Origin of the sequence: Nocardia vaccinii NBRC 15922 (assembly GCF_001613305.1) — a bacterium.
Classification (GTDB): domain Bacteria; phylum Actinomycetota; class Actinomycetes; order Mycobacteriales; family Mycobacteriaceae; genus Nocardia; species Nocardia vaccinii.
Map to the genome: position 1 here is coordinate 228,782 of NZ_BDCC01000005.1, position 14,469 is coordinate 243,250.

11 protein-coding genes are annotated in these 14,469 nt (G+C 65.7%); 4 read left to right on the forward strand and 7 right to left on the reverse strand.

Features of this window, described 5'->3' with window-relative positions; genetic code table 11:
- Positions 1-2,857 precede the first annotated feature (2,857 nt).
- The 7 genes from NV1_RS01985 to rpmH all read right to left on the reverse strand — a co-directional run bounded on the left by NV1_RS01985 (position 2,858) and on the right by rpmH (position 7,808).
- Positions 2,858-3,655, reverse strand: coding sequence for an alpha/beta fold hydrolase (locus NV1_RS01985; protein WP_067884779.1), 798 nt, complete (start codon positions 3,653-3,655; stop codon positions 2,858-2,860).
- A 327-nt stretch (positions 3,656-3,982) separates the two neighbouring features.
- The gene (gene rsmG, locus NV1_RS01990) at positions 3,983-4,711 is read right to left on the reverse strand and encodes a 16S rRNA (guanine(527)-N(7))-methyltransferase RsmG (protein ID WP_067884780.1); all 729 of its coding nucleotides are present in this window, start codon (positions 4,709-4,711) and stop codon (positions 3,983-3,985) included.
- A gap of 135 nt (positions 4,712-4,846) precedes the next feature.
- Positions 4,847-5,503: a Jag family protein gene (locus tag NV1_RS01995; protein WP_067884783.1), complete on the reverse strand. Its 657-nt coding sequence runs from the start codon at positions 5,501-5,503 to the stop codon at positions 4,847-4,849.
- Positions 5,504-5,536: 33 nt separating this feature from the next.
- A complete protein-coding gene (yidC, locus tag NV1_RS02000; protein WP_067884785.1) occupies positions 5,537-6,772 on the reverse strand; it encodes a membrane protein insertase YidC in 1,236 nt (411 codons plus the stop codon).
- A 4-nt stretch (positions 6,773-6,776) separates the two neighbouring features.
- Complete coding sequence (gene yidD / locus NV1_RS02005) at positions 6,777-7,166, reverse strand: membrane protein insertion efficiency factor YidD (protein WP_067884787.1); 390 nt, start codon at positions 7,164-7,166, stop codon at positions 6,777-6,779.
- Positions 7,163-7,582, reverse strand: a complete 420-nt coding sequence (rnpA, locus tag NV1_RS02010) for a ribonuclease P protein component (protein WP_067884789.1) — start codon at positions 7,580-7,582, stop codon at positions 7,163-7,165. The genes yidD and rnpA overlap by 4 nt, the downstream gene beginning before the upstream one ends.
- Before the next feature lie 82 nt (positions 7,583-7,664).
- Positions 7,665-7,808, reverse strand: a complete 144-nt coding sequence (gene rpmH / locus NV1_RS02015; RefSeq protein WP_033085250.1) for a 50S ribosomal protein L34 — start codon at positions 7,806-7,808, stop codon at positions 7,665-7,667.
- A 562-nt stretch (positions 7,809-8,370) separates the two neighbouring features.
- Between rpmH and dnaA the strand changes: the two genes are divergently transcribed.
- From dnaA to NV1_RS02035, 4 genes are all read left to right on the forward strand, one after another.
- On the forward strand, positions 8,371-10,179 hold the full coding sequence (gene dnaA, locus NV1_RS02020; protein WP_067884791.1) for a chromosomal replication initiator protein DnaA: 1,809 nt from the start codon (positions 8,371-8,373) through the stop codon (positions 10,177-10,179).
- Between the two features lie 853 nt (positions 10,180-11,032).
- A complete protein-coding gene (gene dnaN / locus NV1_RS02025) occupies positions 11,033-12,202 on the forward strand; it encodes a DNA polymerase III subunit beta (protein ID WP_067884793.1) in 1,170 nt (389 codons plus the stop codon).
- Positions 12,203-12,337: 135 nt separating this feature from the next.
- Positions 12,338-13,534 carry a DNA replication/repair protein RecF gene (recF, locus tag NV1_RS02030; RefSeq protein WP_067884795.1) on the forward strand — a complete coding sequence of 399 codons (1,197 nt, stop codon included), beginning with the start codon at positions 12,338-12,340 and terminating at the stop codon, positions 13,532-13,534.
- Positions 13,535-13,661: 127 nt separating this feature from the next.
- On the forward strand, positions 13,662-14,228 hold the full coding sequence (locus tag NV1_RS02035; RefSeq protein ID WP_067884797.1) for a DUF721 family protein: 567 nt from the start codon (positions 13,662-13,664) through the stop codon (positions 14,226-14,228).
- Positions 14,229-14,469 lie beyond the last annotated feature (241 nt).

The following is a 14,469-nucleotide window of genomic DNA, read 5'->3' on the forward strand; positions in this document are numbered from 1 at the left end:
CTTAGCTTGCCAGTACCGGAGGCAATACGGAAGTTGAACCGCGGCAATCCTTCTCCAACACGCCGAGAATCGGACAATTCATCTGCGCACCACGACCACGCGCACACCTTTCGCGATGTTTCACATGAAACCAGCGGCCCCCGGTCGCCAGATTTTCGACGTTCACCCGCGCCCCTCTGCCAGACCTACGCGCGCCTCCAGCTCCGCAGGCGAGGGCAGTGGTTCCACCTCCAGCCAACAACGCTCATCCACCACCGACCGACGGACTCATGCTCTGTCCGCGCATCAGACGGCCAAGCGCTGGCCACCCCTGTCCGCTCACCTAGCGGGCCGAAAAACTGTCCCGGCCAACTGTCCACCCGGACCTGTCCGCCCCCGGACTGTCCCCCGATCACTCGAATCACCTGTCCGCCAACCGCAGTCAGTCCGCGCGCCACCCGTGCCACCGTTATGGCTGTCCGGCCTTCTCGAGGGACAGCGACCTACTGGCCGGGTCTTGTTGTGGGCCGGGTCTTCTCGTGGGCCCGGTCTCGCTGTAGACCCGGTCCCGCTGTGGGCCCGGCCTCCCTATACGCCCGGCCTCCCTATACGCCCGGCCTCCCCATACGCCCGGCCTCCCCACAGGCCCGATCTCCCCACAGGGCCAGCCTCCCCGTGGGCCCGATCTCGCTGTGGGCCCGGCCTCGCTGTGGGCCCGGCCTGCCCGTGGGCCCGGCCTCCCGGTGGGCCCGATCTCGCTGTGGGCCCGGCCTCGCTGTGGGCCCGGCCTCGCTGTGGGCCCGGCCTCCCGGTGGGCCCGGCCTCCCGGTGGGCCCGGCCTCCCGGTGGGCCCGATCTCCCCGTGGGCCCGGCCTCCCCGTGGGGGCAGCCGCTGGGGGCGGACTTCTCCTACTTCTCCTTGGGGCAGGCCTCTCCCGGATCCGGCCCTTCCATCGGGGGCCATGTCCTTAGGTGGCGCATCTCCTCGGACAAGCATTCCTTTCACTCGAACGCTCTATCCGGTCCGGGGCTATCGGGGCCTGGCGCTCTGCCGGACCGCCGATCCGCCGGATTTGCCGGTCCAGCGGCTCTGGCGGTCTGCCGGTGCACTGGCTCTGGTGGCCCAGCGCTCTACCGATGTAGTGCTCTCCTGAGCCAGCGTTCTGCCCCCGGAGCTCGTAGCCAATGTTCCGGTGCGGTTGGCGGCCTTACTCAACAAGAGGTGAGGTCGCAGCTCCCGCACAACCGCTCCGCTCGGCACGATTTCCATGCGGCACATCCTCGGCCCTCAGCTCGAGCACGGCGGTACGACCCACACACGGCCCGACCGAGCAAGCCCTCCAGCCCGACCGGCCCCATCTCCCGGTCTCACAGACTTTCGGTGTCCACCACACCACTCGGCCCAGACCCTTCTTCGTGCCGAAACGCTCCCGCTGCCCAATAGACGCCCGATCCCGCAGCATCGGCCCCAATCGCCCGGATCCTTCGACCTACCCCTCGCGCCTCCAAAAGAACCCCGCGGCCGAATGATCCCCGAGCCCAACGCCGCTCAGGTCGGCATGCCCCACGCCGCTGATCGGCGCGGCGCCAAATACGGCAGCCTCCTCAGCCAGTACGGCATTTGGTTGGACGCAGCCGGTGTTGAGGTGATCGGCGGACACTCCGACTTGGTTCGTCGGCGATTCTCAGTCAACCGGTCCGCTGTCGTGATCGCGCGAGGGGGACTCATCCGCGTTTGGCAGGGGAGAGGTCACCTTAGGAAATCGCTTCCGAACCCGAAAAACGGCCACGATGCCTACCCCCTGGTCGACCTTCGTCACGGTGACGGGAGTGCCAGGTACAGCGAAAGGCCGTAGTCCAAACATCGAAGCGCGAGGCGCGAGGCGCTGTCGCGACGGCCCGTGCCCGCCGCGGTTCCGGACTGGCGGCGGCCCGAGTTCGCGAGGACGTGGCAGCCGTGCGGGCAGGCGAAGCCGGAACTGTCGCATCACGGTTTCACATGAAACATGGGAGGCAGATTGGATACGACGCCCGCGGTCCCGGCCTCTGCGCAGCGATCGGAAGGTCTCATCTCGTTGATGTGAACGCGGCCGATCGCCAGGCACGGACGCCGTGACCGACGACGTCGCTGAGCGCGATCCGCGCTCCAGGTGAGCCGAGGCTGCTACCGGCACCGGCAACCCATCGGGGCAACTCGGGTATGTGGCAACTCACCTTCCATCCCAGAGCGGCGCGGAGGTGCAGTCGCGCAGAGGCGAAGTTCGCGAGAGTGCCCAATGATTCACGTGAAACCGCACATGCCGTACAGCTGGAACCGCTACCACTCACATCTGCGGCCACTAACCGTGGTCGCGTCCCGGGCCACTCGGTTACAGCCACCGTGCGGCCTGTGATCACACCGACCGACCACCCATCGCAATCGTCTACCAACGGTCCGGTGGACCGCCCGCCGCTCCAACGGCCCCGAACTAGCCGCAGCCCCCATGAGGGCCCTCGGGGCGCTATGCACTAGCTCCGGCGCGCGCATTGGTTCGGCAGACTTACGGGCAACGACGCGATGTTTCACATGAAACGAGAAAGTCCGCTGGGGTCGCCAAACTGTGCTGACCATGACCATCGGTAACGGCGTGGCAAGCTGACATAGCGAAGACCTCCGGGTGACGTGCGAGGCTGACGCAACCCGACCGCACCGTCAGTGACCGGAACTCGCAGGCCGATAAAAGTTCCGGCGCCTTCAAACCGCCAGCCCGTGCGCGGCTACCACTTCCTGCACACCGCGATCGACCCCCTAAAACCACCACCGCGGCCACACCGCACTCAGCGGACACACCCCTGGCCAGCCGCGGCCCCACCTCTCAGTGAGCGTCTGAGAACTTGGCTACCGGGTCCTCGGGCGGGCCAGTCGACGTTCGACGCGTACGAGCCAGTCGGCGACGAGAGCGCGCAGGAGTCCCGGTTGCTCATGGGGGAGAGCGTGTCCCGCGTCGTCCATTACGACGAGCGAGGCGTGGGGGTAGTGGTCGACGAGATCGGTAGCGGCGGCATATCCGACCGTCGAATCCAGCCGTCCCGCCACGATCAGTGTCGGACCCCGGTAAGCCGATGTGGGTTCGGAGGTGAGCGCCCACCGTTCGCTGAGTCGCTCGAGCGCAGCCTGGTCGGTGAGCGCGGCAGCCGGGGCGACATAGCGTTCGTACCGTTGGAGCATCTCCGGGGTGTGGATCACGAAGTAGCTGCGGAAGACGTCGTCACCGATCTCACCCGATCCGGCGGCGACGCGGCGCTCTGGGATGTCACGCGATCCCGGTAACAACGGACAGACGAGCGCCAAACCGGCGACCTGCGCCGAGCGCCGCGCGGCCATCGCCCGCGCATAGTACGCGCCCGCCGAATGCCCGACCAACAGGTACTCGGTCGCACCGATGACCTCGTCGGTGAACTCGAGCAGCGTGTCGAGCACGTCGTCGGCGCTGCGCAGCGTGTCGGGTGCGGTTGTCCGGCCCATTCCGGGGAGGTCGGGATAGATTCGCCGCAGCTCCGCGCCGCCGTCGAAAACCGGCTCGAAACAAGCCTCAGCCTCCCGGTGGTCGACGCCGGCGCCGTGCAGCACGAGGACCGGCCGGCCGCTCCCGTGCTCCACGTAGTGGACCACTACCCGCCCCACGCCGATCTCCATCCCGCCAAGTTACCTGGGTCGTCGGGCGGGCCGGTCGGCGTGACATGGTCATGATCATCGCTATGTGGACCATGGCCTCATGGCGGGCGGGTAGCGTCTCGTAATCGCGGACACAGCGGCGCTGTTCGCATGATCCATGCGAAGGCCCGCTCGACTACCCTCAGGCGGCGAGATGCTTCTCATTGCGTCCTCTAACCTCCGCGGTGTTACCCGCCGGTGGCAGCAGCGCCTCCAGCAGAGTCCACTGCTCGTCCGTCGACTAGTCGAGCGGGGCGTACAAGACGCGACAAACCATCCCGATGTTTCACATGAAACACCACACTCGGATCAGCGCGACCTACGCACTCGGACCACGCGCCGTCCCGGACGCTCGGAGCGGGGGAGTCGTTCCACACTCAGAACGACCGTCGGAGGAGTGACGATTCCGGCGCCACATTCGAGAACCTGCGCATTACCGCCCCCGGCGCGCGTCAATTCTTCGCGATCGCGCTCCAGTTCCTCCGCGACGCTCGACCCCTTCAGCGCGAGCATGCGGCCGTGCTCATGCACCAACGGCAGCGACCATTGCGCAAGTTTGGCGAGCGGTGCGACCGCACGAGAAGTGACGACATCCGCGCCGCCGGCCTCTTTTCGAACGCCCGGTTGCTCCGCGCGACCGCGGACCACCGTCACATCCAGCCCAGCCTCCTCGATGAATTCCGCGAGGAATATCGTCCGGCGCAGCAGTGGTTCAACAAGCGTGACTCGAAGGTCGGGCCGGGCTATCGCAAGTGGAATACCGGGCAGCCCGGCACCGCTGCCGACGTCCACCACCGTGGCCCCCTCGGCGATGAGTTCACCGATTACGGCGCAATTGAGGATGTGCCGATCCCACAGCCGCGGTAGCTCTCGCGGTCCGATCAATCCTCGTTCGACCCCGGCGCCTGCCAAAGCCGCGTAGTACTTCCGGGCCAGCGGTAGCCGATCCCCGAATACCCGCGTCGCCTCAGCGGGCGGCTCTTCCGCACCGGAAGCGGGGGAGGGGTTCGTATCAACGCCGTCCGCGCCTCGTTCCACGTGAAACTTCCTTCCCGACCGATAGGAATAGATATCGGGCGCCCACCGATCGGTCCGCCCGCACTGCGACTGCGTCCGTACAAGGGTAGGGCCCCCGGTTCAGTGAACCGGGGGCCCTACCCTCACACGACACTTCTACGACGGCACAACCACCACGTGCCGATTGGGCTCCACGCCCTCACTTTCACTCTCGACACCGTCGACAGCAGCCACGGCATCGTGAACGATCTTCCGCTCGAATGGAGTCATCGCCGCGAGCGACTCGGGCTTACCGGAATCGAGCACCCGCTGCGCCGCAGCGGTTCCCAACGCACTCAACTCCTCGCGGCGCTTGGCCCGCCACCCGGCGACATCGAGCATCAAGCGGCTGCGCACACCGGTCGCCTGCTGCACGGCCAGGCGGGTCAGCTCCTGCAGAGCGTCGAGCACCTCGCCGCGACGGCCCACCAGCTTCGACAGGTCGCGCCCGCCGTCGATGCTCACGATCGCCCGATCACCCTCGACGTCCAGATCGATATCGCCGTCGAAATCGAGCACATCGAGCAGTTGCTCGAGGTAGTCACCGGCGATCTCGCCCTCCTCGATCAACTCCTCCTCGGCGTCCTCGGCGTCCTCGGCATCATCGACATCGTCTGCGGCGGAATCGGATTCGTCGGCGGCGCCGGAATCAGCCGGGCGCTGCTGCGCGTCATCGGAATTTTGGGGCGCCGTGGTCTTCGCGGCGGCCTGCTCGATCGTGTCGTTCGCGCTCAGCGCCACGGTGGCGTCCCCTCCATCGGTCTCAACAGTCATTGTTGTGGTTTCCTTCACTCCTGCTGCGAGTTATCAGCGACGTCGCTTCTGATTCGGACGGCCACGATTACCGGATCGCTTGCGATTACCCTGTCCGGTCGACTTCCCCGACGACGCCGTCGACTTACCGGACTTCGCCGCAGTGCTCTTCGGCGGCGTGGTTCCGTTCTTCGACTGTCCGGTTCCGTTCTTCGATGCCGTCGAATCGTCGGTGACGGGACCTTCGGCAGGGACATCGGAAGCATCCGCGGTCGCCTCGACCGGTGTATCGGTTACCGCGGGACCGCGTTTCCGACGGCTGTCCGGCTTGGCGCCTGGCTTGGGAGCATTCTGTGCGCGGCGCTCGAGCGCCTCCTGCTTCTTGTGTTCGTCTTCCTTCTCGATCTGTTTGAACACGAGGTGCTGCTGACCGAAGGTCCAGATGTTGTTCGACACCCAGTAGAGCAGGATGGCGATCGGCAGGAACGGGCCACCGACGATCACACCGAGCGGGAAAACGTACAGCGCCAGCTTGTTCATCAGCTCGGCCTGGTTCGGCCCCATCGGACTCGGTGAACCGCCGCCGCCCATACCCGTCGGATCCACCGATACGCCGGTCGCCCGCTGGCGGGCCACCGAGGCGCGGGCGTTGAAGTGGGTCGCCAGACCCGCGATCACCATCAACGGGACCGCGACGGCGATCATGTGCGAGATCTCGGGAATGCCACCGTAATCGGCGAACGCCTCCATCTGCGATTTGGGAGTGGTAATCGCCGCGGAGATCGGGGCGCCGAAGATCCGCGCTCGCAGGAACGACTGCACGTCGTCGACGCCGAACGCGTAGTTCGGGGTGTGCGCATTCGCATACGCGGTCATGCCACCACCGTGTCCGAAGCCGGGAAGACCACTGGTCACACCGACCCGGTTGAACGAACGCAGCACGTGGTACAGGCCGATGAACACCGGCACCTGGGCAAGCACGGGCAGACAGCCCATGAGCGGATTGAAGCCGTGTTCCTTCTGCAGCTTCTGCATCTCGAGCGCCATCTTCTGGCGATCGTTCTTGTACTTCTTCTGCAGTTCCTTGATCTTCGGCTGCAGTTGCTGCATCTGGCGGGTGGTGCGTACCTGCTTCACGAACGGCCAGTACAGGACCAGACGGAGTGTGAACACCAGGAACACCACGGACAGTGCCCAGGCGAACCCGTTGTCATTGCCCAGTGCGAGCCCGAAGGCTTTGTGCCAGAACCATAAGATCCAGGACACTGGGTAATAGATGAAATTGAGCACGGCTCTATGTACTCCCGTCGGTCGTGTCGCCGGTCGCCGCACGCGGCGACCCCTTCAAAGGCTTGTGTTCGGCCGCCGCGTCGGTCGCCGGGCTCGGCTCGGTCGCAGAGCTCCCGGACGTACCCGGATCGACGGCAGCCCCTTTCCGTTTGCGCTCCGGAACGGGGTCCCACCCTCCAGGGTGCCAGGGCGCACATTTGGCCAGACGCACGGCCGTCAGTCCGAGGCCGACGAACAGTCCTCGGGTACGCAACGCTGTCACCGCGTACTCACTGCAGGTAGGGGTGAATCGGCATACCGGCATCCGCGTGGGGGAGACATAGGTTCGGTACAGCTCGATGAGAAAGATCAGAATCTTCGCCGGCAGTGCGCCCAACGCCCGCAGCCGGTTCATGAGGACCTGCCGTATTCCGGCACATCCGTGGCCGCCCGGGTCGGCGGAGGAGGAAGAAGTTTGCGAAGGGCGGAACGCAACTGCCGATCCAAATCGGCGCTGTCGGCGGCGGCCGCCCCGGGCAGGGCGCGGATCACGACGTCCGCGGCATCGGGCAGGGTATCGACCAGGCCGGCGCAGATATGACGCAGGCGGCGGGCCACACGGTGACGTACCACCGCGGGACCCACCGCCTTGCTGACGATCAGACCGAACCTCGGCCCACCGTGCCGGACGGACGGTGTTCCGCCGTCCGCCTGTAGCGCGGGTGTGAGGTATATGTGCACGACAAGATCATGTCTCCCGATTCGTCGGCCGTGCCGCACCGTCCGGGAGAATTCGGCACGATGATGCAGCCGATACGGCTCAGGCAGCACCTGAGTGTCCGAGCACGTAACGGGTGGAAATGAGCGGACCGAACGGCGAACAGGGCATGACGCCGATACCGGTACCGATGGATCAGGCCGTGAGCTTGGCGCGGCCCTTGCCGCGGCGCGCCGACACGATGGCGCGGCCCGCACGGGTCCGCATCCGGAGACGGAACCCGTGGACCCGCGCCCGACGACGGTTGTTCGGCTGGAACGTCCGCTTGCCCTTGGCCACGGTCGACACTCCTCGAGTAGGTGGGCGCCCAGTGACGCCCGAAGCTGGTGGGTGAAACTCTTTTGTGCTCGCGACGGCGGACGATGTCCGTATCGGAGCAACTCCCATCGGGGTACGCCAGCCTCGCTACCTGGGCAGCAGGCACTCAGCACCACGTCAATGGGTGACTGTACGAGGGTACTGATCAGCTCGGACAGGGTCAAACCCGGGTCCCTGGATGCGATCCACACCACTTCCGGCAATCCGGGCGCTGCCGAAACTCGGGCCGCGCGCAACGCCCGAAGCGACCCTTGCCGTGCGGTCACCTCAGCATATAGGCTGCATAGCTAGCAGATTGCTATAGATGCGCTGGTCCTGGCGCCACTGGGGGAATGTGTACAGCGAGAGCCACCCGGACAGGGTTGTCCACATCTGTGGATAATTGTGTGGAAAGACCCGTGGAGTGGCATATTCTTATGGCCCCCAACCCATCCAGACGGCCACGTCGACGCTCATGCCACCGGGGGTTGCGGGCGATGCCGACCGTCGGCTCCTAGCGACCTGTATCGGGGAGGAAGTATACGTGGACGACGAGCAGAACGTGTTGACCGCCGTGTGGCCGGAGGTGGTCGCCGAGCTCACCACAGGATCCGGTGATGGTGCCATACCACCGGTGTCCAATGCCCAGAAGGCGTGGTTGGGCCTGGTCAAACCGCTGACGGTGGCGCAGGGATTCGCGCTGCTCTCGGTGCCGTCCTCACTCGCCCAGGAGGCGATCGAACGCGATCTGCGCGAACCCATCCTCCGATCGCTGGCCCGCCGGCTCGGCCCACAGGTGGAGGGACTCGGTGTGCGCATCGCGGCACCGGCGGCGCCGACGGCCGATCGCGCGGGCGGCCCGCCCCGTCACGCGCGGCTCACCTCGCGGCCGGATCGGTTGCGCGAACATCCGCGCGCTCCCCGCGAGCCTGTGAACTACCCCGCACCGACCGACTACCAACCGGCCCCCGACTACGCCGCACAGCGCTATCACACGCCGCCCGAATACCCGGGTCACGACGATTATCCCCAGCCCGAATACGTCACCGCGCCGATGGCCGGAGAATTGCCGAGCATCCCCAACCACGGACACGCAACCCCACAAAGACGTGATATCGATCTACCTCCGGTGCGGAACGTCCCCGTTCCGCCGGGGCAGGAATCGTTGTTCGCGCCCGATCCCGAGCCCGCACCGCAGCATCGTCCCGTGCCGAGCGAGCAGGAGGACGACGAACCGGTCGTCAACGCGCACAACTCGTGGCCGGCCTACTTCGCCAAATCACCCGAACCGGCGGCCCCGGCGCCGTCCGCGGCGGCTCCCTCCTCGGCGAGCCTGAACGCCAAGTACACCTTCGAGACGTTCGTCATCGGTGCGTCCAACCGGTTCGCACATGCGGCCGCGGTGGCGATCGCCGAGGCGCCCGCCCGCGCTTACAACCCGTTATTCGTTTGGGGCGCTTCAGGTTTGGGCAAGACGCACCTGCTGCACGCGGCCGGCCACTACGCCCAGCGACTGTTCCCCGGGATGCGGGTGAAGTACGTCTCGACCGAGGAATTCACCAACGACTTCATCAACAGCCTGCGCGACGATCGCAAAGTAGCGTTCAAGCGGCGCTACCGCGAAACCGACATCCTGCTGGTCGACGACATCCAGTTCATCGAGGGCAAGGAGGGGATCCAGGAGGAGTTCTTCCACACCTTCAATACCCTGCACAACGCGAACAAGCAGATCGTGGTGTCCTCGGATCGCCCGCCCAAACAGCTGGCCACCCTGGAAGAGCGACTGCGCACCCGGTTCGAATGGGGACTGATCACCGATGTGCAGCCGCCCGAACTCGAGACCCGCATCGCGATTCTGCGCAAGAAGGCGCGGATGGATCGGCTCGACGTCCCACACGACGTGCTCGAACTGATCGCCAGCCGGGTCGAACGCAATATCCGCGAACTCGAGGGCGCGCTGATCCGGGTGACGGCGTTCGCCTCGCTCAACGGTCAGCCGCTGGATTTGTCACTGGCCGAGGTGGTGCTGCGAGATCTGATGCCCGACACCACGACCCTGGAGATCACCGCCTCGACGATCATGGCCGTGACCGCGGAGTACTTCAACACCACGTTGGAAGAGCTGACCGGCCCGGGTAAGGCGCGTCCGCTCGCACAGGCCCGGCAGATCGCGATGTATCTGTGTCGCGAACTCACCGATCTGTCGCTGCCGAAGATCGGCCAGGCATTCGGCCGTGATCACACCACGGTCATGTACGCGGAGAAGAAGGTGCGCAAGGAGATGACCGAACGCCGCCGGGTGTACGACCAGGTTCAAGAACTCACAGCCCGAATCAAACAGCGCTCCCGCTGAGCGGATCCACAACCCCCTTCACCCCGTTGACCAGGGTGAAGGGGGTTTTTCGTATGTGTAGTCCTCGAGGAATTCTTGTGGATTCCTCGAGGATTCCACCGGTTGTCCACCGAGTTGCGCACAGCTCTGGGGAGGAATCTGTGCACGAGCTACTCACAGCAGTTAATGCACAGATTGCACACCCCGATTCATCCTCGAGGTCTGACCAGCGCCGATGGCCGATTCGGCTTGTGGATTCCTCGAGGACTCCTTGTCAGGTCCTCGAGGAATCCACCCGTTCTGCACGGAATGGTGCACATGTGTGCACAACAGGGTGATCATCATGGAAGAACTCGAGGATGGCTCGAGGATGGACTCGGGACAGATTCGCGGAGTCCACAACGACCCGATGTTCATCCTCGAGTCACCCTCTCGACATCCCCATGCCGCCACGCCCTTCCAGCAGGGGATTCGCCGGGAGTCCACAGATTCCACAGCGCCTACTACTACTTCAGTTCCTCTTCTAGAGATCTCTCTTTTAAAACAGGCGGTGTGGAAACTCGGTTCGGGACGGATCGGCACGACGGGGCTTCGTCCCCAACCCGTATCGATTGCAGGGAGAAGGCACGGAGAAGGACGGACACCCGCGAGCCGAACCTCGCATCGCGCCCGAGCGCGCGCCCTGTATCCGACGCACCGGGAGGGGTGACGTAGTCGGTAGGCTCATCCGCGGGTACGGTTTGGTGTCGGTCGCCTGTGTCACACTCCTGTGAGACGAATGCGGGAGACCGATCGAGCACCTCCTGCATCAACCCGCACTGCCGAGCCGAAAAAGATCACGACCGATCGAGACTGGGAGAGGAAATACCGGGCGATGGAGCTTGCAAGCATGAAGTTTCGGGTCGCTCGCGAGGATTTCGCCGAATCCGTCGCCTGGGTGGCCCGGAGTCTGCCCTCGCGGCCGCCGGTCCCGGTGCTCGGTGGCGTCCTGCTCGTCGCGGGCGAGGACGGGCTCACCGTGTCGGGTTTCGACTACGAGGTCTCCGCGCAGATGCGAGTAGCCGCCGAGGTCGCCGGCCCGGGCCAGGTTCTGGTCTCCGGCCGCCTGCTCGCCGACATCACCAAGGCCCTGTCCAACAAACCCGTCGACGTCTCGGTCGACGGCACCCGCGTGCTGATCGCCTGCGGCAGCGCCAAGTTCTCCCTGCCGACCATGCCGGTCGAGGACTATCCCCAGCTTCCCGAACTTCCTCCGCAGACCGGTCAACTCGGTGTGGATGTATTCGGTTCGGCCGTCGGCCAGGTCGCCGTCGCCGCCGGTCGCGACGACACCCTCCCCATGCTCACCGGCATCCGGGTCGAGATCGAGGGCACCAAGGTCGTGCTCGCGGCCACCGACCGGTTCCGGCTCGCGGTCCGGCACCTGGAATGGCAGCCCGGTCGTCCCGATGTGGAGACCGCGGTGCTGGTTCCGGCGCGCACGCTGTCCGAAGCGGCCAAGACGCTCGGCGCCTCCGACGCTCCGGTGCAGCTCGCCTTCGGCACCGGCACAGATGGTCTGCTCGGCATCGTCAACGGCGGTCGGCGCACTACCACCCGGCTGCTCGACGCGGAATTCCCCAAGTTCCGCCAATTGCTCCCCAAGGAGCACACCTCGATCGCCACGCTCGAGGTCGCGGCACTGATCGAGGCCATCAAACGCGTCGCACTGGTTGCCGAACGCGGCGCCCAGGTCCGGCTGGAATTCTCCGAGCAGGGCCTGCAGCTCTCGGCCGGCGGTGACGACGCGGGCCGCGCCGAGGAGTGGCTCGAGGCCGAGTTCCGTGGTGAGCCGCTGACGATCGCCTTCAATCCGGGCTACCTCAACGACGGCCTGTCCGCATTGCATTCGGACCGGGTGACCTTCGGATTCACCACGCCGAGTCGTCCGGCGGTCCTCACCCCGACCGGTGAGGAAGAGCCGGAGGTGCTCGACTCGGGTTCGTTCGCCGCGCTGTCCACCGATTACATCTACCTGCTGATGCCGGTCCGCCTGCCGGGCTGAGTCCGCACCGGCGATTGCCCGGGACAACTGTGGATGAATGTTGACAACTCTGTGAAAAACCAAGGGCGAGGCCGATATTCGAGGGGCCTGCCGAAGTTTTCCACAGAGTTCCCGACCGGAGCGGTGGACTGAGCGATGTACGTGCGGACATTGACGCTGCGTGATTTTCGCTCCTGGGATCAGGTCGATCTCGAATTATCCCCAGGCCGAACGGTTTTCCTGGGGGCCAACGGCAACGGGAAGACCAACCTGATCGAGGCGGTCGGTTATCTGTCCACACTCGGCTCACATCGAGTGGCCTCGGACGCACCGCTGATTCGCCTGGGTGCGCAGCGATCTCGGCTCGGAGCGACGGTGGTCAACGCCGGACGCGAACTGCGCGTCGACGTGGAGTTGAATCAGGGTTCGGCCAATCGGGCACAGATCAATCGCTCTCCGGTCCGGCGCACCCGGGAGATCCTCGGCATCCTGCAGACCGTGCTGTTCGCGCCGGAGGATCTGGCCCTGGTCCGCGGCGACCCCTCCGAACGACGTCGCTTCCTCGACGAGTTGTGCACAGCCCGCCTGCCCAGGTTGGCCGGTGTGCGTTCGGACTACGACCGAGTGCTGCGCCAGCGCTCGGCGCTACTGAAAACTGCTGGCAGACAGTCGCGTTCACGCTCGGGACCGGCCGCGGAACTGAGCACTCTGGACGCCTGGGACGGACATCTGGCCACCCACGGCGCTGAACTGCTGGCCCAGCGACTGCGGCTGGTACACGACCTGTATCCACATCTGGAACAGTCGTATCGCTCGATCGCTCCGGAATCGCGCATCGCGTCGATCCGCTATCGCAGCGGATATCTGCCCCCGGAAATGCTGGATCCGGCCCGCGATCCACAGCCCGACGACGTCGAGGTCCTGGAGGCGGTCATGCTGAGTGAGCTGGCGCAGGCCCGACCGAAAGAGCTCGAGCGCGGGGTGTGCCTGGTCGGCCCGCATCGTGACGATCTGGAGCTCATGCTGGGCTCGGCGCCAGCGAAAGGCTTTGCCAGCCATGGAGAATCGTGGTCGTTCGCGCTGGCGCTGCGGTTGTCGGCCTTCGAATTGCTGCGCGGTATGGGCACCGATCCGATCCTCATACTCGACGACGTCTTCGCCGAGCTGGATCGCCGTCGCCGCACCGCTCTGGCCGCCGTCGCCGCGACCGCCGAACAGGTGCTGATCACCGCGGCAGTGCCCGAGGACGTCCCCGCCGAGCTCGAGGCGACCCCGATACGGGTGGAAACCACTGGTGCGGCCGACGAGCGGACATCGCATATCGCGGATCAGGTGTCGCCCACCACATCTTGATGTTCGCGGATGTCACAACAAGGTCATGTGACACTCCCCGGCGTCGCGACGTGTCCCCGCACAGAACGACTAGCCTACTTATCCACAGATCGACCTTATTCACAGATCGACGAAACAAAGGACACTGATGGATTCCGGATTCGACGAGGCCGCCGCATCGTCATCCGGCGACTCCGGGCCGGAGTTGCGCGGAGTCGATCTGGCCCGCCGCGCCCTCGAGGAAGCCCGTGCCGCGGCCAAGGCCAGCGGCAAGGCGGTAGGGCAGGGGAGGGCCTCGCCGCGCAGGGGCGGGGTGCGCGCACTGCGCCGCCGCGGCTGGTCGGGCGCTCGCCCCGATGAACGCGATCCACAATTGCTCGCCACGGTCGCCGGTGCGTTGGCCAAGAGCCGAGGCTGGTCCGGAAAAGTCGCCGAGGGCATGGTTTTCGGTCGCTGGCCGAGTGTGGTCGGTGAGGATATCGCCACCCACGCGACGCCGATCTCGCTCACCGACGGCGTGCTGAGCATTCAGGCCGAATCGACCGCGTGGGCCACCCAGCTGCGTATGTTGCAGGCTCAACTGCTGGCCAAGATCAACGCGGCCGTAGGGCAGGGTGTGGTCAAGACCCTCAAGATCAGCGGCCCCGCCACACCCAGCTGGCGTAAGGGAGCTCGCCACGTGAAGGGCCTGGGGCCGCGCGACACCTATGGCTGATCCGTTTCACGTGGAACCGGGAAGTTCGCGGGGAACGGCGAGTGCGGCAACCGATCCCGCGTCGGGACCCGCATGCCGATCGGCGCAGTGGTCGCACAGCATCCGATCGGCCACGGAGGCTCACGGGACATTCGAACCTACAACCCGACCCGATGCGGTTCGATTTATCTCACTCACGACGCTGTCAGGGGTGTCATAGGTACATCCTGTGCCGGGCGTACCAGTAGGATGGTGAGGTAAC

Coding starts and splice junctions, on each gene's coding strand:
- yidD (WP_067884787.1), bottom strand. CDS start 7,166: ATGAACCGGCTGCGGGCGTTGGGCGCACTGCCGGCGAAGATTCTGATC.
- NV1_RS01995 (WP_067884783.1), bottom strand. CDS start 5,503: ATGACTGTTGAGACCGATGGAGGGGACGCCACCGTGGCGCTGAGCGCG.
- recF (WP_067884795.1), top strand. CDS start 12,338: ATGTACGTGCGGACATTGACGCTGCGTGATTTTCGCTCCTGGGATCAG.
- NV1_RS01985 (WP_067884779.1), bottom strand. CDS start 3,655: ATGGAGATCGGCGTGGGGCGGGTAGTGGTCCACTACGTGGAGCACGGG.
- NV1_RS02035 (WP_067884797.1), top strand. CDS start 13,662: ATGGATTCCGGATTCGACGAGGCCGCCGCATCGTCATCCGGCGACTCC.
- dnaN (WP_067884793.1), top strand. CDS start 11,033: ATGGAGCTTGCAAGCATGAAGTTTCGGGTCGCTCGCGAGGATTTCGCC.